This window comes from Roseibium sp. JB4-4 (assembly GCF_055693425.1).
In genome coordinates this window covers 3152299-3173620 of record NZ_CM146333.1, presented here as the reverse complement: position 1 = coordinate 3173620, position 21322 = coordinate 3152299, and the positions used below count along the sequence as shown (strand labels likewise).

The window sequence follows — 21322 nt, the reverse complement described above, 5'->3', positions numbered from 1 at the left end:
GAATGTTCCGACATTCAGAACGGTATCGAGCGGATCACCTGTCAGCATTTCGCAATCCTTGTTTCAATCCCTAAGGACACTTGGTTCCCTCGAAGGACGTTTTTTCGGTTTTGGTTGGTGACCCGCGTAGTGTGAAGGCACGTTCTGCCACTCTCCGTAGAAGAGACCGTCTTCTTCGATTGACCCGGCAATGAAGTACATTTCACCCTTCGCAATTTCAAAATCCCGAGAACAAGAGTGCAAAACCTTGGCAACTCTGACCATCTGTCCAGGAGTTGAGCCTGACATAGGTTTTACCACTTTAACCGTTGTTTCGCGCTGGTCACGGAGAACGAATGGCTCCACAATCTCAACAAGAGCAATAAGCGCTTCGTCTTTCGCAAAAACGGGTAAGAAATCGAGAAAAGTATGTGTTTCGTGGCTTGGGTTTCTGCAAGCTGTTGCGTCTGAGGTGATACCTAAGCTGAGAGCCACAAAAAAAATAAGGGTTAGAAACTTGCTGCTCATGACCGCGCTTTCCGATTGTCCTGCAACAGGGCCCGGATCAGGCAGGCAAGCAGAATGACGGTTATGAAGACAAAGGGCAGCGCACCAAGTGCAATAAGGGTCCTCACTGCCGCCATTGAGCCTGAAAGGATCATGGCTGCTCCGAGAACACCCAGAAGCACGCCCCAGATAACTCGAACTTTGGCGCTGGGGTTCGGGTTTCCGCCGGTTGAGAATGTGCCCAGAACGAAAGCCGCGCTGACCACACTCGTTACAATGAAGAGGAACGCCGCCAGGACTGTCGCAAGTGTTGTCAGCGTGGAAAAAGGCAAGCGGTCAAGCAGAGCGAAAGTCATCCGCTCCACATTGGTCTGAGTGAGCGCCAGCAAGTCGCCTTGCCCATTGAGCGCATCGTAAATTCCGATACCTCCAAAGGCACCGAACCATATGGTGGAAAAGAGTGTTGGACCGATCAATACTCCGAGCACGAATTCCCTTATGGTGCGGCCTTTGGAAATTCGGGCGACAAAGACGCCGACGAACGGGCCCCATGCAATCCACCAGACCATGTAGGTGAGGGTCCAGTCCCGGAACCATTTGCTGGCTTCATCTCCGTAGAACGTGAAGGTTTCGAGGCCGCGAGGTATAACGACAGCAACATAGCTGCCGATCCCGCTGACGATCGAATTGAGCAGGAAGTCCGAGGGGCCCAGAACGATCGTGTAGACCACCAGTCCGATAGCAAGTGCCATGGCAATATTGGAGAGTTTCGCCATGCCGGCTCCAAGATCAACGAGCAAAGGCGGGATGTAAGCCGCGATCATCAGAACAAACACCACGCCGATCACCAGCGGCGTTGCGGTCTCTTTTCCCATGAGTACGGTTGCGCCGTCAGCGACCTGAAAAACTCCCATGGCGACGGATCCCGCAACGCCGATGGCGATCGCGGCAATTGCCATGAAGTCGGAAAACCAGCCAAGTGCACTCGCCCAGAATTCGCCCGGAAACAGGTTCTTCAGCGGGGCACTCACCATCATCGGCGTCCCGCGCCGGTAACTGAAATAGGCAATGGACAGAGCCGTTGTGCCATAAATGGCCCAGGCGTGAATGCCCCAGTTGAAATTGGCGGCAAGGAGTGCCTGCTCGGCGGCAATCGGCTGGGGCAGGACGTCTTTCACGAAATAAAAGTGGGTCAGAGGCTCAGCCACAGCCCAGAACAGGAGCCCGACACCCATGCCGGCCGCAAACAGCATGGCAATCCAGGTCGGTGTTGAGTATTCCGGCCGGTCGGTATCTGCGCCTAGTCGGATGTCGCCGAACTTTGTCAGCGTAAGCGCCAGGCAGAACAGAAGCATGACCGTCACAGACAGCATTACAAACCAACCGCGGCTGATGAAATACTGATTGACGATACCCTCGGCGAAAACCAGCAGGCTGTCGGGCGAGATGACGCCCCATATGCCAACGAATGCACAAAGGCTGATGGAAGCTGCCAGTAATATGCGGGAGTTTTTCATGCCGTTTCCTCGCCTTGCGCTTCCCTGCAAGCTAAACGGCTAACACCCGGAACGCAAAAGCGAATTGACAAAAACAAAGCGCAGGCAAGGGAGGAGCCTGCCTGCGCTTCAATTGACCACCAGGGACGATGCCCTATTCGGCGGCTTCTGTGACCGCCATCGGATTGTTCGGATGTGTGGTCCAGTTGGCGTAGTCCTTTTCGACCGTTTTTTTCGTGCGCGGGTCGATGCTGCCCGGCGTCATCGCTTCCATGGTGATGCAGTCTTCCACCGGGCACACATTGACGCACAAATTACATCCGACGCATTCCTCGTCGATCACCTCAAACCTGCGCTCGCCATTGACCATGTTTGTGATCGCCTGGTGGGACGTGTCTTCGCAGGCAATATGACAACGGCCACATTGGATGCACAGGTCCTGATCGATCTTGGCTTTGGCGATGTAGTTGAGGTTGAGGTATTGCCAGTCGGAAACATTCGGCACTGCGTTGCCGACAAACTGGTCGACGGACGTATATCCTTTTTGGTCCATCCAGTCGCTCAGGCCGTCAATCATGTCTTCCACGACCTTGAAGCCGTAAGTCATTGCTGCTGTGCAGACCTGGACCGATCCGGCTCCAAGCGCCATGAACTCAGCCGCGTCACGCCAGGTGGTGACACCACCAATTCCGGAAATCGGCAGGCCGTGGGTGGACGGATCACGTGCGATTTCGGCAACCATGTTCAGAGCAATGGGTTTGACCGCCGGGCCGCAATAGCCACCATGTGCGCCTTTGCCGTCGACAGTGGGCGCCGGCGACATCACATCAAGGTCGACACCCATGATCGAATTGATGGTGTTGATAAGCGAGACAGCATCTGCGCCCCCCGCTTTGGCGGCCTGTGCAGGTTTGCGGACATCGGTGATGTTGGGTGTCAGTTTGACGATGCAGGGCATTCTGGAGTGTTGCTTCACCCACCGGGTCACCATCTCGATATATTCCGGAACCTGGCCAACCGCCGAACCCATGCCACGTTCGCTCATACCATGTGGGCAGCCGAAGTTCAGCTCGACACCGTCGGCGCCGGTGTCCTCGACCTGCTTCAGGATGTTGATCCAGTTTTGCTCTTCGCAAGGAACCATCAATGACACGACAAGAGCCCTGTCGGGCCAATCGCGCTTCACCTGCTTGATTTCCCGAAGATTGACCTCTAGCGGACGATCGGTGATCAGCTCGATATTGTTCAATCCGATGAGCTGTCTGTCCTTGCCGTGAATAGCACCGTAGCGCGGTCCGTTGACATTGACGACGGCAGGGTCCTCTCCGAGTGTTTTCCAGACAACACCACCCCAACCGGCCTTGAAGGCCCTGACAACGTTGTATTCCTTGTCGGTTGGCGGGGCTGATGCCAGCCAGAAGGGGTTCGGCGATTTGATACCGATAAAGTCTGTGCGCAAGTCGGCCATGATGGCTCTCCCTCAAATATCCCAGTGCCGGCGCCGTTCAGGCGCTCAGGGCAGCGTTGATGCTTTCAGCAGCGATTTTGCCGTCTTCAACAGCCGTGACCGTCAGGTCTTCGCCTCCAAAGATGCAGTCACCCCCTGCCCACACATCGGCCAGACTCGTCTGTCGGTTGTCACCCACAACTATCCGGCCCTTCTCAAGGGTTAATGACCCGCTCAGGTCCGTTTGAACCAATGTTTGCCCCACGGCCTTGAACACCATGTCGGCGGGCAACGTGATTGTTTCGCCGGTTCCACTGAAAGAACCGTCCTGGTCCTGGGTCCGCTCCAGCTCGATTCCTGTGATCGCGCCATTGGCGCCGACAAGTGCCTTCGGCTGAGCCCAGGTCATGATTTTGACGCCAGTGGTTTGCGCCAGATGCTGTTCATATTCAGAGGCGTTCATCCGATCCTGGCCGCGGCGATAGGCGATGGTAACGTCTTCAGCGCCAAGCAGCTTGGTCTGTACCGCTATATCGACGGCTGTCATTCCTCCACCGATGACGACAACGCGACGTCCCACCGGAAGTTTGGAGAGATCCTTGGCCTGACGAAGGTCTGCAATGTAGCTGACCGCGTCCATTGAACCCGATTTGTCTTCACCCTCAACACCAAGCGAATTGACGCCGCCAAGGCCAATGCCCAGGAAAACGGCGTCATAGGAGGCACGCAATTCTGAAAGCTCCAGATTTTCGCCAAGGCGCATCCCGGTCTTTAGCTCGATGCCGCCGATCGAGAGAATGAACTCGACCTCACGGGCGGCGAAATTGTCTACAGACTTATAAGACGCGATTCCGAATTCGTTTAGGCCGCCAGCTTTTTCCCGCGCATCGAAAAGGGTCACATCGTGACCGTGAACGGCAAGTCTGTGGGCACATGAAAGTCCGGCCGGGCCGGCGCCTATAACGGCAACGTTCTTTCCGGTAGCAGCGCCACGAGTAAATGGTGTCGTGTCGTTTTCAGCCATGTAGTGGTCAGTCGCGTAGCGTTGAAGCTGGCCGATCTTGACTGGTTTGCCTTCCGCGACTTCGCGCACACAAACCTGCTCGCACAAGGTCTCTGTCGGGCAAACGCGTGCGCACATGCCACCAAGGATGTTCTGGTCGAAAATGGTCTTCGCCGAACCTGTCGGGTTTCCGGTTGAGATCTGACGAATGAATTGCGGAATGTCGATGCTAGTCGGACAGGCCTGCATACAGGGTGCATCGTAGCAGAAGTAGCAGCGATCGGCCTCGACCTGGGCTTCATGCGATTCCAGCAGCGGATGCAGGTCGCTGAAGTTTTCTGCGTAAACGTCCTCAGGCAAGCGCCCGGCGACAATGTCCGGGCCGGCTTTAGTCTGGGTCATGGAGATCTCCGGAAGGTTGGCGATCAAATTTCAAGGGGGCCTTCTTCGTTGTTTGAGAAGGCTTAGATCTCCATTGGAAAAAAATTTGAACAATTAGTCAAATATTTTTAGAACGATTAAAAACTTGAAGGTTAAATTCAGCAATAAAATTGCCGAAATTACAGCACCTTAGACCAAAAACACGGCATGATTAAAAATGCGCCATGGCGCATGGGGGCGCCAAAGCGCTCGAGTTTGACTATGGTTTTTGGGAAAACCGTGCGCAAACCTGACCGGAATAACGACTTTGCGGATAGCAAAAAACTGAACTTTTCAACTCAAAACCCGGCAGCGAACTGCAGCAGTTCTAATCGGGCAAGTCAGATTTTGATATCGCCTCAGTTCAACTTCTGGGAAGCACCAACAGGGCCTTGCCATTCGACACTTTTAAGCTGCTTGTTCAGCATCGTGACAAGACTGGTGACACCCAGTACGACCAGCGTTATGGGCCAGAATACAGAAGTTATCAGGACACCAAGAAGGCGACCGGGAGTGCTTAGCCTGTTGCCCAAGAGCTCGGCTGAAGACACAATCAGAAACAGCAACGTGACGGCACCATATAAAACGGTTCCGGCGAAAAACCCGACCATCATTTGCAAGTCCCACCTTTAGCTATCCAATACCGCGTCCCATGCCCTGTCGCGATATCCTACCCATCTTCATCACACGCGCAATATTTGGTGTAAATGTGGCAATCTCGCCTAAAGGTTGGATAAGTCAAATCAACCGGGATCGCTCTGGATAGCGGGGATAACTGCCGGAAAGCGAGCCAGACGCCAAATCGAAGCCGGGAACAGGAAGGTCCAAAAAGTCGTTGTTCCGGCTATTCCGGATACCAGAACTTTGCCTTCTCGGATCCGCGCTCGATAATGACGTGTCCGTTGGCGAAAACCCGGTAACCATGGCTCCAATCACCATCCGGCCATTTGATCCGGACATTGGCACGCTCTGCAACACCAAGACCAAAATGTACAAAGCCCATCTGGCCAGATGCATGACCTGCTCCGACCTGTATGTCCTTGACCACAGTCCGGTTGCCGGTCTTGACACTGATCTTGGCACCAACGGCTCGTGTGTTCGGCTGCCCGGGCTGTCGTATGTCAACGGCGAGCCAGTTTCCAAGCGGTTTGGTGGTTTCAACTGAGCCTTGCCCAAGATTGCGGAACAAGCTAACGGGTGCAGCACGGTTCACAACAATCAGGTCGAGCAATCCATCTGAATTGAAATCTGCCAGACCTGCCCCACGTCCTCTCCGGTCCAGGCCGATGCCGGCCTGGTCGCCGACTTCGGCAAATTTGCCGTTCCATTGGCCAATCAGCAGGTTGTCCGGGTCATAGGCTGCGAAGTCAGGCATGGCTTCGACGTTGCCCTTGGCAATGAAAAGGTCCCAGAGACCGTCATTGTTGACGTCCTGAAATTCCGAATGCCAACCGGTGGATGGTTTCAGGTCATCACCGGCATAAGGCCTGTGGGCAGTCACGCCCAGGTCGAAGGCGATATCCTGGTAAACGGGAACTGTCTCGTCATCTTCGCCGTCGAGTTTCTGCAGCTTGGTGTCACCCATGCTTGTCAGGGCATATTCCGGGAACCCGTCTACATCCAGGTCGATGGAAGCAATGCCCATGCCCCAGATTTTCAGGTGCTGCCAACCGTCTGCCCGCCGGAAAGGCCGCGCAGGACGCCCGGAAGGTACCGACCAGAGCTGCTCCTCACCGCCTCTGTAGTAGTGCCGGTCGTTCGATATTCTTAATGCGGGTTCGCCGGACCGGTTCCAGTCAGTGAAGAGAATTGAAAGCGTGCAGAACCCCGGCGAAAGGCGATTTGCCTCTGGGTATCGCACACTGCCATCAGTTGCGCTTTGCGGACGAAAGAGGAAGTTGTCATGGCATGTTCCCCAGGGCGAACCTGGAGCGGACCGGTCCACATAGTTGCCGAACGCGAGCGTGGGGAAGTCCTGCTCCGCTTCGTATGTCGCAGAAAAGGCAGTTGTCCATTCCTGCCCTCCGTCAAATCCAAGAGCCCTGTTTGCAACTTCGAACCGGCAGTCGCCCTTGCCTTCCAGAAGCAGGTTTTCACCAAGCCGAAGCAGAACAAGGTCCAGAGTGTCATCATTGTTGAAGTCGAGCGGATAAGCACCAAGGACCTTGCCCGCCTGCTTGGCGGTCAATCCGCTTTCAACCGGAATGAATTTCAAGGCGCCGCCGGTCTGACTTTCATTTCGAAACAGAGCAGCAGGGTTTTTCCCGCCGGCGATAAAAATATCAGCTCGTCGGTCGCCGTTGCAGTCGAATATGGCCGTGCCACCACCGACAAAAAATTCCCATGCGCCGTCATATGTGTGGTTGACCCCGGCTGATTGAGCCTCTTCTGAAAAGACTGGAACAGGCGCAAGAGAGGTAAGGCGCTCGTCCGCAGCAGCTGCGGTAAATGATCCGGAAACCGCGTTTGCCAGAGCGCAAAATGCAAGAGAAAGGCTCAATCGGGTCATTCGGCAATCTCCAGACTGCGCAGGAATGCGATAACGGCCTGCCGGTTGTCCTCGGAAAGGGCCTCATAGTTCTTCCGGCTTTCCGTGGCCTCGCCGCCATGGGCAAGGATGACTTCGTTCAGCGTCGTCAGGTCACCACGGTGTCCATATGGCGCGGTACTGCCGATGCCCCAAAGTTCCGCGGTGATGAAGACATCCCGGGCAACGAAGCGCTGTGCAAGAAGCTCGTTGCCAAAAGTATCATTGGCTGCGTCCGCGATCTTGTGTCGTTTCAAATCGCCGTAAAGAGGCACCAGAACACGACCGTTTTCGTCCCGTGGCAGCGCCTGGACCCAGCTCAGCGTAGCCAGATCAAGGGCAAGAGGGGCCGTCATGTCGCTTTGTCTCAAAGTGCCTGCGGTATCGATTGGCCCCGGATCATGAAACACAAGACTGTCGAGCGGTAACGCAGGGATATGACAGGAAACGCAACCGATATCCGCAAAGACCTTTTCACCGTTGTCGGCTGCCTCTTGCCACGCATCCGGCAGGTTTTCCTTGCGGGTCGGCGCTGGAAGAGTTGCCTGGAAGGCGACCAGCGCCGATATCTGACCGGGCGACATTTCATCTGCAAAGCCGTCCAGATCATGATCGTCCGTTCCTGTCCAGGTACTGCCGAAGCGCTCGCTTGGCTGTATTCCGTGGTGGGCGTTCATGGCATTCACCGTGAATTGCCGGAGCGACGAAAAAACCCCTTCTGGCTGAAGGGCCGAAGCGTCAGGTCGTCGTCGATGCCCTCAAGACCAGAGACATCCAATGTACCGTCAGGAAATGCGGTCAATGTACCAAAAGTGACACCTTTGGAGACAAGGTCGATCTCCTGGGCTTGCCGGCTCTTACGGGCATTCGCCAGAACAGATTTCCTTTGAGCCCGCAATTCTGCGGTCATTTCCCGTGCGAGCAGTTCAATCAGTCCCGCACCCTGCAAGGCATTGGTGTTGCGTTCGTTGGAAAACTGCGGGTCGATCGTGTCGAAGTCAGCGCTTTCGAACCCCTCGGACACAAAGACATTTGCGGTAAATGACCCGGCACCGCCTGTCACAGGCTCGTTGTGGCAGGACGCGCAGGCATTGGCGTCTGGGCCCGCCAGTCGTTGAAATGTCAAATGTGAGCGTCTGCGCACCTTGGTTGGGACAATCGCACCAGTGGCATCCGGGCGTCCTGCTCCGTCGAGGGTAGTAAATTTGGCTGAGAACAGGTCTTCACCCAGGGGAAGTAGTATCTCAAGCGGGTCCTGACCTGATGCGGCCAGTGCATCGATATCGACATCCTCCTGAATTGCCCTTTCGCTCCAGGGCGGCACATCCGGATCCGCTACTGCAGGGCTGGCCATCATGGCCGTCAGGACGGTTGCCGGTAATGTCAGCTTCTTGGTGAATGTCATGCGGACACCTTCTTCCCGGAGCCTGCCGATCGCTCTCCTGGCAGCGAATCTGTTCCAAGAAAGTCCTTGTCGAGCCGCTCCATGGACTGGGCGATTAGACCACTGCGGATAAAATCTTCATTCCAAGGCATCACATCGAGCGAAAAATTGTTCCTCAGATCGGCCACAAGGGCTTCCTCAAGCCCCTCCCACATGCCCTTGTCCATGAAGGAAAAGGCACGCATCGCAGCGCCGGTCAGAACCACCCGTTTCGGATCGATCATGGCGATCACCCGGGCAAGGCCGTAACCCAGAACGCGGCCGGCCTCATGAAATGCGGTGCGGGCGTCGTTGTCTCCGGAACTCGCAAGCTCTATCAGCCTTGCAAGCCCGCTGACACCCGCGTCGATGGTGATCGGGTCGGTGGTTTCCGACATGTGTGACGCTGCCCGAACCAGAGCGTAGTCTGAAAGGTAGGCCTCAAGGCATCCCCTTTTGCCACACCGGCAAAGGGCACCGCCGGGAATGTGGTTGGCGTGGCCGAACTCGGCCGCTGTGCCGCTTGCACCGGCGAACAGTTGATTGTTGAGGTAGAGCCCCATGCCAACACCGTAGTCCAGCATGATCACGGCGAATGTGCCGCTGTAGCGGTTGGGATCGGACCAGTGCAGCGCTTCGGTGATCATGTTGGTGTCATTGGAGATGTAGCAATCGGCACCAAAGGCCTCGCGCAGGGGCTCAACCACCGGGATCTTTCTACCCGCAAATGCGGGGCTCCACGCCACAACTCCGCTTTCCGTTTCCACAACCCCTTGCGCGGCAACTCCGATTTCCCGGACTCGCGACGGGCCGACACCGGCTTCCTGCAGAAAATCTCTGATTGCATCCAGCAGCGTCGTGGGGAAACTCTGCGCGTCTGCTGCCGCACTATCGAAATAGGCGCGTTTGTCTTGGGTGACTTCTCCGGCGAAGTTGACCAGAGACATGTCGATATGGTTCACCGACAGGCGTACGCCTATGGTGTAAACCGCGTCGGGATTGAGTTTCAGCAAGGTGCGTGGACGTCCACGCGCCTGATGTGTTTTGGGCTCCTCACTTTCCAGACTGAGGATTAATCCCTGGTCCAGCAAGTCGGAGGTAATGGCCGTGACAGTCGCCGGACTGAGGCGTGTCATCTGGCCGAGATCGATCCGTGCCATGGGACCGTTTCGGCGCAGGGCCTGAAGTACGATACTGCGATTTTGCCGCCGGATCTGATCCCGGTCCGCCTTGCGTGTCATGCTCGCTCAGCTCTTCCCAAGGTGTTTCCTCTGCCCGGGTTTCTCCCGGTTTTTCTGCCCCCGTGCGCCATTTTTTGATCTCTCGGAGCAGAGTTTTGCAAAACCATGTTGACAGGAGCGGCGCTTTACTGCAACTTTTTTCGGGCACCAAAAAAAATAACAACAAGGTTGTCCTAAATGAAAGCGCCGCAATCGGCGTTAGCGACATTGACGCATTTTAGGCATGGCCGACCGACGTGGGCCGCGCCAACTGGAGGAAACATCGCGATGCGTAAAATCACCACTTTGCTGGCGGGCGCTCTGCTGTCCGCGACTGCTCTGACCGCTGCCAATGCAGACGACGTTGTTGTCGGCGTAAGCTGGTCCAACTTCCAGGAAGAGCGCTGGAAAACAGACGAAGCAGCCATCAAGGGCGCTTTGGATGCAGCTGGCGCCAAATACATCTCCGCCGATGCGCAGAGCTCTTCCGCAAAGCAGCTGTCTGACGTTGAAGCACTGATCGCTCAGGGCGCAACCGCACTGATCATCCTGGCTCAGGACGCACAGGCAATCGGCCCGGCTGTTCAGGCTGCAGCTGACGAAGGCATCCCGGTCGTGGGCTATGATCGCCTGATCGACGATCCGCGCGCATTCTACCTGACCTTCGACAACGTTGAAGTCGGCCGCATGCAGGCTGCTGAAGTTCTTGCTGCTGCGCCCAAGGGCAACTACGTCATGATCAAGGGTTCTCCGACCGACCCGAATGCGGACTTCCTCCGCGGTGGTCAGCAGGAAGTTCTGCAGGCAGCAATCGATGCTGGCGACGTGAAGATCGTTGGCGAAGCCTACACCGACGGCTGGCTTCCGGCGAACGCACAGCGCAACATGGAACAGATCCTGACGGCAAACGACAACAAGGTTGACGCTGTAGTGGCTTCCAATGACGGCACCGCAGGTGGTGTTGTTGCAGCTCTGACCGCTCAGGGCATGGATGGTATCCCGGTCTCCGGCCAGGACGGTGACCATGCTGCTCTGAACCGTGTTGCCAAGGGCACTCAAACGGTTTCGGTGTGGAAAGATGCTCGCGAACTCGGCAAAGCTGCCGGTGAAATCGCAGTATCGCTCGCAAGCGGCACCGAAATGAGTGGTGTTGATGGCGCAGCTGCATGGTCGTCTCCGTCCGGTTCGGAGCTGACAGCCAAATTCCTGGCTCCGCTGCCGATCACCAAGGACAATCTGAGCGCTGTTGTTGATGCAGGCTGGATCACCAAGGACGACCTTTGCCAGGGCGTTTCCGGCGGCCCGGCTCCTTGTAACTAATAACAGTACGCCAAACGCGCGGCCCCGGTTAAACTAACCGGGGCCTCTTCACAGGGATCGCTTGAAAACGAGCATTCCCCGGGATGGGCCACCCGATGCGAAAGCGTAATGGTCTCCAAGCAGGAGTAACCTCTATGTCCGACACTGCACTGTCGGGGCCCAAAGGTCCGACAGCACGAAACATCTTTGCCGCGTTGCAGCTCGATACTCGGCTGCTTGGTATGATCGGCGCGTTCATTGTCCTTTGTCTTGCGTTCAACGTTTTCACGGACGGCCGGTTTCTTACACCGCGTAACATCTTCAACCTGACGATTCAGACCGTGTCCGTGGCCATCATGGCGACCGGCATGGTGTTCGTCATCGTCACCCGGCATATCGATTTGTCGGTTGGCTCCCTACTTGCAACCGTCGCGGCAGTCATGGCGGTCGTGCAAACAGATGTCCTGCCGTCAATGCTCGGACTGGGTCATCAGGGTATTTGGATCATTGCCATTGTGATCGGCGTCATTGTCGGCGCTGTGATCGGGGCATTCCAGGGATGGATGATCGGGTATCTCGGCATTCCGGCGTTTATTGTCACTCTCGGGGGGCTGCTGGTCTGGCGTAACGTTGCCTGGTTCATCACCTCAGGACAGACGATTGGCCCACTCGATGAAACCTTCACGATGATCGGTGGTATCGGAGGCACGATGGGCGAGACCGCGTCGTGGGTCTGTGGTCTGGTGGCCGTCGTGGCAGCGGTCTGGCTGCAGGTCGCTTCCCGTCGCCGTAGGTCGGCCCACGGATTTCCGGTGAAACCTGCCTGGGCCGAATTCACGATGGGGGCCATAACGACGATTGCGATCCTTGGGTTTGTCTGGGTTCTGAATTCCTACGACATTCCAAAGGCACGTCTGAAGCGAATATTCGAAGCCAGTGGCGAGACCCTTCCTGAAGGGCTTACCATGGGTTACGGCATTCCTTATTCGGTTTTGCTCCTGATCATGGTTGCTGTGGTCATGACCATAATCGCGCGTCGGACCCGCCTTGGACGGTACATCTTTGCAACGGGTGGCAATCCGGACGCGGCAGAGCTCTCAGGCATCAACACACGTTTCCTGACGGTCAAGGTCTTTGCCCTGATGGGAGCACTTGCCGCCTTGGCAGGCGCGGTTGCGGCAGCGCGGCTCGGCTTTTCGACCAACGACATCGGCACACTTGATGAACTCCGTGTCATCGCGGCAGCCGTTATCGGGGGAACCGCACTGGCAGGTGGCGTCGGGACGATTTATGGCGCGATCCTGGGGGCGTTGATCATGCAATCATTGCAATCGGGCATGGCCATGGTCGGTGTCGATGCGCCGTTACAGAACATTGTTGTCGGAACCGTCCTGGTTCTCGCCGTCCTGGTTGACATCATCTATCGCAAGCGCACGGGGGACTGATCAATGGACGCACCTCTCGTAGAACTCAAAGACATGTGCATCTCCTTTGGCGGTGTGCGCGCGGTGGACCATGTGTCTGTCGATCTTTACCCGGGTGAAGTCGTCGGTCTTCTGGGCCACAACGGCGCGGGCAAGTCCACACTGATCAAGATGCTGTCGGGCGCCTACAAGTCCGACAGCGGCGAGATCCGCATCAACGGCAAGGAAGTTCATATTCATTCGCCGCGGGACGCGCGCGCGCAAAATATCGAGACCATCTACCAGACCCTGGCTTTGGCGGACAATCTCGATGCGGCGTCAAACATGTTCCTCGGCCGTGAACTGACATCGCCGCTCGGTTTTGTCGATGACGATGCGATGGAAGCCGAGACCCGCAAGATCATGGGCCGTCTCAATCCGAACTTCAAAAAGTTCCACGCACCGGTGAAGGCACTTTCAGGTGGACAGCGCCAGTCGGTTGCAATTGCCCGTGCGGTCTATTTCAACGCCAAGATCCTGATCATGGACGAGCCGACGGCAGCGCTCGGTGTTCATGAGACGCAAATGGTGGCGGAGTTGATCGAGGAACTGAAGAAGCAAGGCCTCGGAATCTTCCTAATCAGCCACGACATTCATGATGTGTTTCAGCTGTGCGACCGGATCGCCGTAATGAAAAACGGCCAACTGGTCGGCACCGCAAAAACGACGGATGTCACCGACGACGACGTGCTTGGCATGATCATTCTCGGCAAATGCCCCGCTGGTGCGACACCGGGCCCTGGTGCCCTTGTCGATGAGGCAGCGGTCGGATAAACCAACAGGACCCGCGAACTCGGTGTCGCGGGTCCATGTTCTTCGCGCATGCGCCGGTTGCTCTGATCGGGCAGGCGCGAGACACGTCGTGCCGATACCCGGCCAGGGGACTCGGCCTTCTTTTTGACGCAGTTTGAGGAACGCACCTCATGTATATCGGTCTCGATATCGGCACAAGTTCGGTCAAAGCCATACTCCTTGATGAGGACCAGTCACTGGTTGCCTCGGCAACATCGGACCTGACTGTCGAGCGCCCGCATCCAGGCTGGTCTGAGCAGGACCCGGACAGTTGGTGGACAGCGTGTGAAAACGCTCTTGATGCCTTGAAGGCTCAGGCTCCGGCCGCTTTGGCCGCGGTGAAGGGCATCGGACTTTCCGGGCATATGCACGGGGCAACTTTGCTGGATGACGCTGGCCAGCCGCTAAGACCCTGCATCCTTTGGAACGATGGCCGCTCGAGCAAGCAATGTGCAGAGCTGCAGGAAGCTGAACCGAAGTTTTTGTCCCTTGGCGGCAACCTGGTCATGCCGGGCTTTACCGCACCAAAACTTCAATGGGTCCGTGAAAACGAACCTGACATTTTTGCGCGCACTGCCAAAGTGCTGCTGCCGAAAGACTATGTCCGGTTCAGGCTGACCGGTGAATATGCCGGGGACATGTCCGACAGCGCAGGAACACTTTGGCTGGATGTTGCAAAACGGGATTGGAGCGACGACCTGCTTGCAGCAACAGGCCTGACGCGCGCTCACATGCCACGGCTTGTAGAAGGCTCGTCATCTTCCGGCACTCTGAAACCGGATCTTTGCGCACGCTGGGGCATTGAAAAAGCCCCTGTCGTTGCAGGCGGTGGCGGCGACAATGCAGCGTCTGCATGCGGGGTAGGTGCGGTCGAGCCGGGATCAGCCTTCGTATCGTTGGGAACATCCGGCGTGCTCTTTGTTACGAACGACCGTTTTTCACCGAATGTTGCAGGTGCGGTTCACGCGTTTTGTCATGCCGTGCCGGACACGTGGCACCAGATGGGGGTCATCCTGTCTGCAACCGACAGCCTGAACTGGCTGGCAGGCGTCTTGAAAAAGACACCTGCGGCACTGACCGCTGAACTGCCGGAAGTGTCGGCACCTTCGGCAGTTTCATTCCTGCCCTATCTCGGCGGTGAGCGGACACCACACAATGACGTCGACATCCGCGCCGGCTTTTTCGGGATCTCGCATGACACTGGCGACGCCGCACTGACACATGCTGTTCTCGATGGTGTTGCCTTTGCGTTGAACGATTGCCTTGAGGCCTTGAGTGTCGCAGGCACGCGTGTCGACCGGCTGCTGGCGGTAGGCGGTGGGTCGCGCTCCGATACCTGGCTGGAAATCATCGCCAGTCTTTTGAACGTGACCGTGGATGTCCCGGTTGACGGAGACTTCGGCGGATCGCTCGGGGCAGCGCGCCTCGGTCAGGCAGCTGCACTCGGGACGACGGAGGGCATTTTCTCAAAGCCTTCCATCAGGGCCAGCATAGAGCCCCGTCCCGCACTGACAGAATCATACGCTGAGGCCTATGGGCGCTGGCGCAAGCTATATCCGGCTCTGAAGCAGTCCGGGTTCTGAAATTCCAAGGAGATTTGATCATGAGCACTGGGTTCTTTGGCGATTTGCAGCCGATTCAATATGCCGGTCCGTCGAGCCGCGATCCGCTGACATACCGCCATTACAACAAGGACGAAATCGTTCTGGGCAAGCGCATGGAAGACCATTTGCGCCTGGCGGTTTGCTACTGGCACAATTTCTGTTGGCCTGGTTCCGATCCATTCGGTGGCGAAACCTTCATGAGATCCTGGATGGCTGCCGGTGTCGACCCGATGGATCAGGCCCGGTTGAAGGCCGATGTTGCTTTTGAGATGTTCCAGATCCTGGGCATGCCGTTCTTCACATTCCATGACCGTGATATTGCCCCTGAAGGCAAGACGCTTGCTGAGAGCAACGCCAACGTAAACGCGATTGCCGATATCTTTGAAAAGAAAATGGCCGATACCGGCATCAGCCTGTTGTGGGGAACGGCGAACATGTTCTCCAACCGCAGGTTCATGAGCGGAGCCGCCACGAACCCGGACCCGGATGTTTTCGCCTACGCTGCGGCACAGGTGAAGAATGCCCTGGACGTGACCCAGCGCCTGAACGGTTCAAACTATGTCCTATGGGGCGGGCGTGAGGGCTACGAAACTTTGCTCAACACCAACATCAAGCAGGAACTCGATCAGCTCGGCCGGTTCCTCAACATGGTGGTTGAGTACAAACACAAGATCGGCTTCAAGGGCGCCATCCTGATTGAACCAAAACCTCAGGAGCCGTCCAAACATCAGTACGACTACGATGTCGCCACCGTCTATGGTTTCCTGAAGGCCTATGGGCTGGAAAACGAAGTCAAGATGAACATCGAGCAGGGCCATGCGATCCTGGCCGGTCATTCCTTTGAACACGAACTGCATATGGCGCGGTCTCTCGGCATTTTCGGCTCTGTGGATATGAACCGGAATGACTATCAGTGTGGCTGGGATACCGATCATTTCGGCATGAACGTCCCTGAACTCGCACTGGCATATTATGAAATTCTGATGGCCGGTGGGTTCACCAGCGGGGGTACGAATTTCGATGCCAAGTTGCGTCGTCAGTCGCTGGATCCGGTCGATCTGATCCAGGCGCATGTCGGCTCCGCCGACGCAATTGCGCGGGGCTTGAAGGCGGCGGCTGAAATGATTGAGGACGGCCGGATGAAAGGCTTTGTCAACGACCGCTATGCCGGTTGGCAAAAGCCGGAAAACGCCGACATACTCAAAGGCGGTTCGTCTCTTGAAGCTCTGGCTGAAAGGGTACACGCCAGCGATCTGGAGCCTCAGCCGAAATCCGGCAAGCAGGAATATCTTGAAAGCCTCGCCAATCTGTTCGTCTAAGAGAACGGCACATTTCTGCGCTGGTCAGTCGGCCCGGCCAGCGCAGTCTTCAACAGGCGACCGCTGACGGCGGCAACGTTCCGAGCAATATCGAACGCTTTCCCATGTCTTCGCCCATTTTCTGCGCCACGAAAACGGGCGACCGCAGGCAGTGCATAGCTTCTCGGGCAGGTCGCCTTTCTTGCGCATCTTCATGTATCCTCTCCAAAGAGGTCCGATTGTCTCGGATCCTTTCGGCGGGCGTTGAGGCGGCTTGCACTCTGTCCGCGCATCGGAATTCCGCTTCTTCGGCTGCCATGTTTCGATTGGATATCGGCCGCCTTTCCCCGAAAAGCCTGGCCCTTGCGAACAGCCCAGACCTTTTCCCGTGCTTCCTTTGCTGCGCTTAAGTGATCGACCACAGGAAACGGATAAGTTTTGCCGAGTACCTGCGATGCGTTGTCTGCTTTCCAGGGCTCATGAACAAAGTTTGGATCAATCGAGGCCAGTTCCGGCACCCAGCGTCGGACAAAGTCGCCATCAGGATCCTGATCCTGTCCCTGTTTCACCGGGTTGTAGATCCTGATCGTGTTGATCCCGGTCGTCCCGGATTGCATCTGCACCTGCGGCCAGTGGATGCCCGGCTCGTAGTCTGTAAACAGTCTGGCGAGGTGGAGCCCCGGGGCTCTCCAGTCGAGCCAAAGATGATAACTGGCAACTACCATCAGCATGGCTCGCATGCGGAAATTCATCCAGCCGGTATGCCGTAGCGCACGCATGCATGCGTCGACAAATGGAAGACCGGTTTCACCATTTTGCCAGGCCCTCAGACGTGTTTCGTCCGGTTCCCTTGACCTCAGTCCATCATAGGCGCGATGCAGGTTGTCGAATTCCAGACGCGGCTCGTCTTCCAGTTTCTGCATGAAGTGGCAATGCCAGTGGAGTCGTCCGGAAAAGGAGCGCATGGCTCCCTGCCACTTACTTTTGCCAGGTTCGTTTGAGTGTTTCAGGTCGCGCTGTCGCTCCCATGTCGCCTGTGCGACTTCACGCATGGACAGGGTGCCGAACGCAAGGTGCGGAGAGATGCGGGAGCAAGCATCAAAGGCTTTGACCGGTGTCGCCATTGCAGCGCGATAGGGTTTACCGCGCTTGAAAAAGAAGCTCTCCAGTGTGTCCAAGGAGGCCTTTCTGCCGCCAATTTGCCGTCCTTTGCACGGGTCTGGCGCAAGACCAACCTCGCTTGCCGCAGGCACGTGTCCGGGGTCAATGGCGGACAAGGGTTTGAGGCATGGCGTTTCAATAGGCTCAATGGCCATGAACGTGTCCCAGCGGTTCGCCCACCCGTCTCTGGACTTAAGGCGGCGAATGACACCGGTTTGTCGACATTCGGTCCAAACGATCCCGTTCCTGCGACACCAGTCAGCGACCTGTTTGTCTCTCTGATAGGTCCAGTCGTTTCCCGTTTCCTCGTGAGACCACAGGCCCGTGATTGATGCCTGTTGCGAAAGTCGTGTCAAAACATCAGTCACAGCGCCGACGCGAACGATCAACGGCTGGCCCTGCAATGCAAGATCTTCCCTAAGGCCCTCCAGGCATTCCTGCAGAAATGCATATTGCCGTGCGGAAAAGTCTGACTGGTTCCAAAGCGCAGGCTCAACGACATAAAGCGGCAGGACGTGGCCTCTCAGCGCGGCACGTTTTAGAGGTTCATGATCCTGTATTCGCAGGTCCCTTTTGAACCAGACCACTTGAACTGAAGATGACACTGTTGCGCAGACCCGACGATTGACCTTGTTGTCTTTACGTTGCGCACTGCTTTCGGATTTGCAGAGCTCGACCCTACATCCGGTCGAGCACTTGAGTGCCGTCGGGGTCCGACAGGGAATGCAGGCGATTGGCAGCATAACGGGCAAATCTGTGAGTGACCGATTTGCGCGTTGCAGCGGCGAGTTTGTGCTCAGGCGCATCGCGCAAAATTTCAGCGCCATAGCCGTCGGAAACAATCAGCCCCGCTTCGTCCGGAAAAATGTCCAGCGGGACGTCAGGGTGAGTTGCAAAGAAGAGCCGGTCGCAATGTTCCCGATAGTCGGGCCATTTGCTGTCAGCGCGGAAATCGGCGATCGAAGACTTGACTTCGACAATCCATATTTCGTGTTTTGGTCCGAGCGCAATCAGATCAGCGCGGCGGGATGAGGCAAGCGTGACTTCCGCAAGCGAAGCGAAGTTGAGCTGCCGGAGCAAACGGGCTGTCCCGCGCCAAACCTTGAGCGCGGTGTCGGACTGACGCCCGTCCTTCAAGGGATCGTCGAGTTGCAGTCGGCCGGGGGATTGCCCAATATCGTTATTCATTCCAATTTTGTTCCACGTTTGTTCGATTTTTTCAAGGGTCATAGAGAAGTTGCACAAACGATAGAGTTGACCTCACGTGAGAAATTGCGTGTCCTAGAAGTCGTTTCGGAATGCACACACATGAACGTGTTGACCGATTGGACATGCCAAACCGGGAGGGGACTGGCGCTTGCGAAAACTATTGAATGTTGTCTTTCTGGCGAGCCTGTTCGCTGCCCTTTCTTCTGCGGCGCATGCGGGCAAGGGAGATCGTCTTTTCCAGGTGCCCAAATCCGCCCCGCTTTTGCAGGGCAAGACGCTCGACTTGAGATTTGCCGAATTCGCCCAGGGGATCTGGGTTCGTGAACTGGAAAACTGCCCTGTGCCGCGTGTCGATCGAAGCGAACCGGGCTCGGCCTTGGTGATCTATCGGGGATTGCTGGAAACGCCGGGCAGGATTTGCCAGGTCTATGGAGCCGAACGCAGCGGGCGCATGACCCAGCGTGCTGCAATCAACTGCCTTTCGAACGATGGCGGCGAATCCATCGAGTTGGTGACCGTGCAGCCGCGTGGCTCAGATGGATTGCTCGTGCAGGAAGGCGAAAAAGTACCCGTTCACTTCAGGTTTTGCCGCAAGATCATCCCGATCCTGCAGTCCCAGAAAAGCAACTGACCCGGAAACTAGATCTCGGGTCCCGACCAGACGGCTGATGGAGCCGTTTTCTTGGGCGTGCGCGATTCCGCGATATGTGCCGTGAGGGGATCAAGGGCGCACAGGGCGTCGTACTGGCTCAAGAACACCTGACCGGTCAGGTGATCCAGAAAATCAGTACGCTTCAATCGATCCATAACAGGCCCCTTGACTTCCGACAGATGAAAAGTGACGTCTGAATCCGAGAGCCGGAGATTGATTTCTTCAAGACTTTCCAGCGCGCTGGCATCAACGGCATTCACCGCGGGACACATCAGAATCACATGGTCTATATCCGGGTTTTCTGCCACCAGGGTGTAGACCCGATCCTCCAGATACCTTGAATTGGCGAAAAAGAGGCTTTCATCCACCCGCAAAGTCAGAACGCTGTCACTGGTAATGACCTTGTGCCTGTCGACATTGCGAAAGTGCTCAGTGCCTGGAACGATCCCGACGATCGCAGTATGAGGTCGGCTGGAACGAAAGAGATAAAGTGCTATCGACAGGCCGACGCCAGTCACCACGCCTTGTTCGACGCCAAAAAACAGAGTGACAAGGATGGTGGCCGCCATGGCCGCAAAGTCACTTTTGGAATAGGCGTAGGTCCTTCGAATAGCGCCAAAATCAACAAGCGAAAGAACGGCGACGATGATTGTGGCTGCAAGTGTGGCCTGTGGCAGATAGGTCAGAAGTGGTGTCAGAAACAGCGTCGCAAGCGCGATACCGACGGCAGTGAATGCGCCGGCTGCAGGTGTTGCAGCACCAGCATCGAAGTTGACCACCGAGCGCGCAAAGCCGCCGGTGACCGGGTACCCGCCGGAGACCGCCGAAGCTATGTTGGATGCACCGAGGCCGATCAATTCCTGATCCGGTTCAATGCGTTGGCGTTTCTTGGCCGCCAGCGTCTGAGCGACAGAAACAGACTCCACAAAACCGATGACCGATATCAGGAGCGCCGGACCGGCCATGGCCAGCCAAAGCTCGCTGTCTAAGGACGGCAGTTGTGGCGCTGGCAAGCCGGAAGGAATATCACCAACAATCCTGACGCCGTGCTCCCCCAGTTGAAAGGCCGCCGAAAGGGTCGTCGTTGCAGCAACGGCCGCCACCGGGCCGGCCTTGGTCAGGATGTCGGCCAGAAAGGGCTTCAGCCCCAGACCGAGCAACATCTTTTTCAGGCTTTTCCGGACCCAGAACAGAAAAATCGTCGCTGCGGACCCGATGGCGAAGGTGATCCAGTTGACTTCATTGAGGTGGGACGCGATCGACAGAACAATGTCGTAAAGCGTATGACCATGGGCTGGAACACCGAGAATATGTTTCAGTTGGCTGGAGGCAATCAGAAGACCTGAAGCGGTTATGAAACCCGAGATGACCGGGTGACTGAGAAGATTGGCCAGAAACCCCAAGCGGAACAGCCCCATGAGCACAAGCATCAGGCCCGAGATAAAAGCCAGCACGATAGCTGCGCCCAGGTACTCCGGAGTGCCTTGCTGTGCAAATTCACCCACTGCAGAAGCAGTCATGAGCGACACAACGGCAACGGGACCGACGGCCAATGCCCGGCTGGTGCCGAAAATCGCATAGGCGATCAAAGGAAGGATGGAAGCGTAGAGCCCGATCTCCGGTGGAAGTCCCGCAAGCAGCGCATAGGCCAACGACTGCGGGATCAGCATGATCGTCACGATCACCGCGGCAACAAGGTCGCTGGTTGCCGTCGCCCTGTCGTAGCGGCTGCCCCAGTCAAGAACGGGCAAATATCGCTGAAACCGGATCATCATGTACCTTTTTGAGAGCAAAAAACGAGCCGGAAAACCGGCTCGAAGGA

19 protein-coding genes are annotated in these 21322 nt (G+C 56.6%); 6 read left to right on the top strand and 13 right to left on the bottom strand.

The genetic code is table 11. From position 1 onward, the window contains the following. Window positions 1-63 precede the first annotated feature (63 nt). The 9 genes from ACZ1HV_RS14805 to ACZ1HV_RS14765 form a co-directional block, all read right to left on the bottom strand. The gene (locus ACZ1HV_RS14805) at window positions 64-507 is read right to left on the bottom strand and encodes a hypothetical protein (RefSeq protein ID WP_298963517.1); all 444 of its coding nucleotides are present in this window, start codon (window positions 505-507) and stop codon (window positions 64-66) included. Then, window positions 504-2003: a BCCT family transporter gene (locus ACZ1HV_RS14800; RefSeq protein WP_472715595.1), complete on the bottom strand. Its 1500-nt coding sequence runs from the start codon at window positions 2001-2003 to the stop codon at window positions 504-506. Before ACZ1HV_RS14800 ends, ACZ1HV_RS14805 begins: the two co-directional genes overlap by 4 nt. 133 nt (window positions 2004-2136) lie before the next feature. Then, a complete protein-coding gene (gene preA, locus ACZ1HV_RS14795; protein WP_298821657.1) occupies window positions 2137-3450 on the bottom strand; it encodes an NAD-dependent dihydropyrimidine dehydrogenase subunit PreA in 1314 nt (437 codons plus the stop codon). 37 nt (window positions 3451-3487) lie between these two features. Further along, complete coding sequence (locus tag ACZ1HV_RS14790; protein ID WP_472715594.1) at window positions 3488-4834, bottom strand: NAD(P)-dependent oxidoreductase; 1347 nt, start codon at window positions 4832-4834, stop codon at window positions 3488-3490. 377 nt (window positions 4835-5211) lie between these two features. Then, the gene (locus ACZ1HV_RS14785) at window positions 5212-5466 is read right to left on the bottom strand and encodes a hypothetical protein (RefSeq protein WP_472715593.1); all 255 of its coding nucleotides are present in this window, start codon (window positions 5464-5466) and stop codon (window positions 5212-5214) included. 230 nt (window positions 5467-5696) lie between these two features. Beyond that, window positions 5697-7361, bottom strand: coding sequence for a CRTAC1 family protein (locus ACZ1HV_RS14780; RefSeq protein WP_472715592.1), 1665 nt, complete (start codon window positions 7359-7361; stop codon window positions 5697-5699). After that, window positions 7358-8056 carry a di-heme oxidoredictase family protein gene (locus ACZ1HV_RS14775; protein WP_472715591.1) on the bottom strand — a complete coding sequence of 233 codons (699 nt, stop codon included), beginning with the start codon at window positions 8054-8056 and terminating at the stop codon, window positions 7358-7360. The genes ACZ1HV_RS14780 and ACZ1HV_RS14775 overlap by 4 nt, the downstream gene beginning before the upstream one ends. A gap of 5 nt (window positions 8057-8061) precedes the next feature. Next, window positions 8062-8784 (bottom strand): hypothetical protein, encoded by a 723-nt coding sequence (locus ACZ1HV_RS14770; RefSeq protein WP_472715590.1) that lies wholly within the window; start codon window positions 8782-8784, stop codon window positions 8062-8064. Beyond that, on the bottom strand, window positions 8781-10043 hold the full coding sequence (locus ACZ1HV_RS14765; RefSeq protein WP_472715589.1) for an ROK family protein: 1263 nt from the start codon (window positions 10041-10043) through the stop codon (window positions 8781-8783). The genes ACZ1HV_RS14770 and ACZ1HV_RS14765 overlap by 4 nt, the downstream gene beginning before the upstream one ends. A gap of 267 nt (window positions 10044-10310) precedes the next feature. Here ACZ1HV_RS14765 and xylF point away from each other — a divergent pair, with 267 nt between their 5' ends. From xylF to xylA, 5 genes are all read left to right on the top strand, one after another. Next, window positions 10311-11342, top strand: a complete 1032-nt coding sequence (gene xylF, locus ACZ1HV_RS14760) for a D-xylose ABC transporter substrate-binding protein (protein WP_298821642.1) — start codon at window positions 10311-10313, stop codon at window positions 11340-11342. Window positions 11343-11476: 134 nt separating this feature from the next. Further along, window positions 11477-12766 (top strand): sugar ABC transporter permease, encoded by a 1290-nt coding sequence (locus tag ACZ1HV_RS14755; protein ID WP_298821639.1) that lies wholly within the window; start codon window positions 11477-11479, stop codon window positions 12764-12766. Window positions 12767-12769: 3 nt separating this feature from the next. Next, complete coding sequence (locus ACZ1HV_RS14750) at window positions 12770-13558, top strand: ATP-binding cassette domain-containing protein (RefSeq protein ID WP_298821637.1); 789 nt, start codon at window positions 12770-12772, stop codon at window positions 13556-13558. Between the two features lie 149 nt (window positions 13559-13707). After that, window positions 13708-15159, top strand: coding sequence for a xylulokinase (gene xylB / locus ACZ1HV_RS14745; protein WP_472715588.1), 1452 nt, complete (start codon window positions 13708-13710; stop codon window positions 15157-15159). A gap of 20 nt (window positions 15160-15179) precedes the next feature. Beyond that, the gene (gene xylA / locus ACZ1HV_RS14740; RefSeq protein ID WP_472715587.1) at window positions 15180-16499 is read left to right on the top strand and encodes a xylose isomerase; all 1320 of its coding nucleotides are present in this window, start codon (window positions 15180-15182) and stop codon (window positions 16497-16499) included. 24 nt (window positions 16500-16523) lie between these two features. Here xylA and ACZ1HV_RS14735 read toward each other — a convergent pair whose 3' ends face one another. The 3 genes from ACZ1HV_RS14735 to ACZ1HV_RS14725 form a co-directional block, all read right to left on the bottom strand. After that, window positions 16524-16688 carry a DUF2256 domain-containing protein gene (locus ACZ1HV_RS14735; RefSeq protein WP_298963541.1) on the bottom strand — a complete coding sequence of 55 codons (165 nt, stop codon included), beginning with the start codon at window positions 16686-16688 and terminating at the stop codon, window positions 16524-16526. A gap of 2 nt (window positions 16689-16690) precedes the next feature. Further along, complete coding sequence (locus ACZ1HV_RS14730) at window positions 16691-18244, bottom strand: FAD-binding domain-containing protein (protein WP_472715586.1); 1554 nt, start codon at window positions 18242-18244, stop codon at window positions 16691-16693. Between the two features lie 73 nt (window positions 18245-18317). Next, entirely contained in the window at window positions 18318-18827 is a 510-nt protein-coding gene (locus ACZ1HV_RS14725; RefSeq protein ID WP_298821628.1) for an MmcB family DNA repair protein, read from the bottom strand. Window positions 18828-18996: 169 nt separating this feature from the next. On the opposite strand from ACZ1HV_RS14725, the gene ACZ1HV_RS14720 reads away from it, so the two are divergent. Then, complete coding sequence (locus ACZ1HV_RS14720) at window positions 18997-19479, top strand: hypothetical protein (RefSeq protein ID WP_472715585.1); 483 nt, start codon at window positions 18997-18999, stop codon at window positions 19477-19479. An 8-nt stretch (window positions 19480-19487) separates the two neighbouring features. On the opposite strand, the gene ACZ1HV_RS14715 is transcribed toward ACZ1HV_RS14720, so the two are convergent. Next, on the bottom strand, window positions 19488-21272 hold the full coding sequence (locus tag ACZ1HV_RS14715) for a SulP family inorganic anion transporter (RefSeq protein ID WP_472715584.1): 1785 nt from the start codon (window positions 21270-21272) through the stop codon (window positions 19488-19490). Window positions 21273-21322 lie beyond the last annotated feature (50 nt).

Bases quoted from the DNA above. Each gene is read 5' to 3' on its own strand.
- ACZ1HV_RS14805 (WP_298963517.1), bottom strand. From the start codon at position 507: ATGAGCAGCAAGTTTCTAACCCTTATTTTTTTTGTGGCTCTCAGCTTA.
- ACZ1HV_RS14800 (WP_472715595.1), bottom strand. From the start codon at position 2,003: ATGAAAAACTCCCGCATATTACTGGCAGCTTCCATCAGCCTTTGTGCA.
- preA (WP_298821657.1), bottom strand. From the start codon at position 3,450: ATGGCCGACTTGCGCACAGACTTTATCGGTATCAAATCGCCGAACCCC.
- ACZ1HV_RS14790 (WP_472715594.1), bottom strand. From the start codon at position 4,834: ATGACCCAGACTAAAGCCGGCCCGGACATTGTCGCCGGGCGCTTGCCT.
- ACZ1HV_RS14785 (WP_472715593.1), bottom strand. From the start codon at position 5,466: ATGATGGTCGGGTTTTTCGCCGGAACCGTTTTATATGGTGCCGTCACG.
- ACZ1HV_RS14780 (WP_472715592.1), bottom strand. From the start codon at position 7,361: ATGACCCGATTGAGCCTTTCTCTTGCATTTTGCGCTCTGGCAAACGCG.
- ACZ1HV_RS14775 (WP_472715591.1), bottom strand. From the start codon at position 8,056: ATGAACGCCCACCACGGAATACAGCCAAGCGAGCGCTTCGGCAGTACC.
- ACZ1HV_RS14770 (WP_472715590.1), bottom strand. From the start codon at position 8,784: ATGACATTCACCAAGAAGCTGACATTACCGGCAACCGTCCTGACGGCC.
- ACZ1HV_RS14765 (WP_472715589.1), bottom strand. From the start codon at position 10,043: ATGACACGCAAGGCGGACCGGGATCAGATCCGGCGGCAAAATCGCAGT.
- xylF (WP_298821642.1), top strand. From the start codon at position 10,311: ATGCGTAAAATCACCACTTTGCTGGCGGGCGCTCTGCTGTCCGCGACT.
- ACZ1HV_RS14755 (WP_298821639.1), top strand. From the start codon at position 11,477: ATGTCCGACACTGCACTGTCGGGGCCCAAAGGTCCGACAGCACGAAAC.
- ACZ1HV_RS14750 (WP_298821637.1), top strand. From the start codon at position 12,770: ATGGACGCACCTCTCGTAGAACTCAAAGACATGTGCATCTCCTTTGGC.
- xylB (WP_472715588.1), top strand. From the start codon at position 13,708: ATGTATATCGGTCTCGATATCGGCACAAGTTCGGTCAAAGCCATACTC.
- xylA (WP_472715587.1), top strand. From the start codon at position 15,180: ATGAGCACTGGGTTCTTTGGCGATTTGCAGCCGATTCAATATGCCGGT.
- ACZ1HV_RS14735 (WP_298963541.1), bottom strand. From the start codon at position 16,688: ATGCGCAAGAAAGGCGACCTGCCCGAGAAGCTATGCACTGCCTGCGGT.
- ACZ1HV_RS14725 (WP_298821628.1), bottom strand. From the start codon at position 18,827: ATGAATAACGATATTGGGCAATCCCCCGGCCGACTGCAACTCGACGAT.
- ACZ1HV_RS14715 (WP_472715584.1), bottom strand. From the start codon at position 21,272: ATGATCCGGTTTCAGCGATATTTGCCCGTTCTTGACTGGGGCAGCCGC.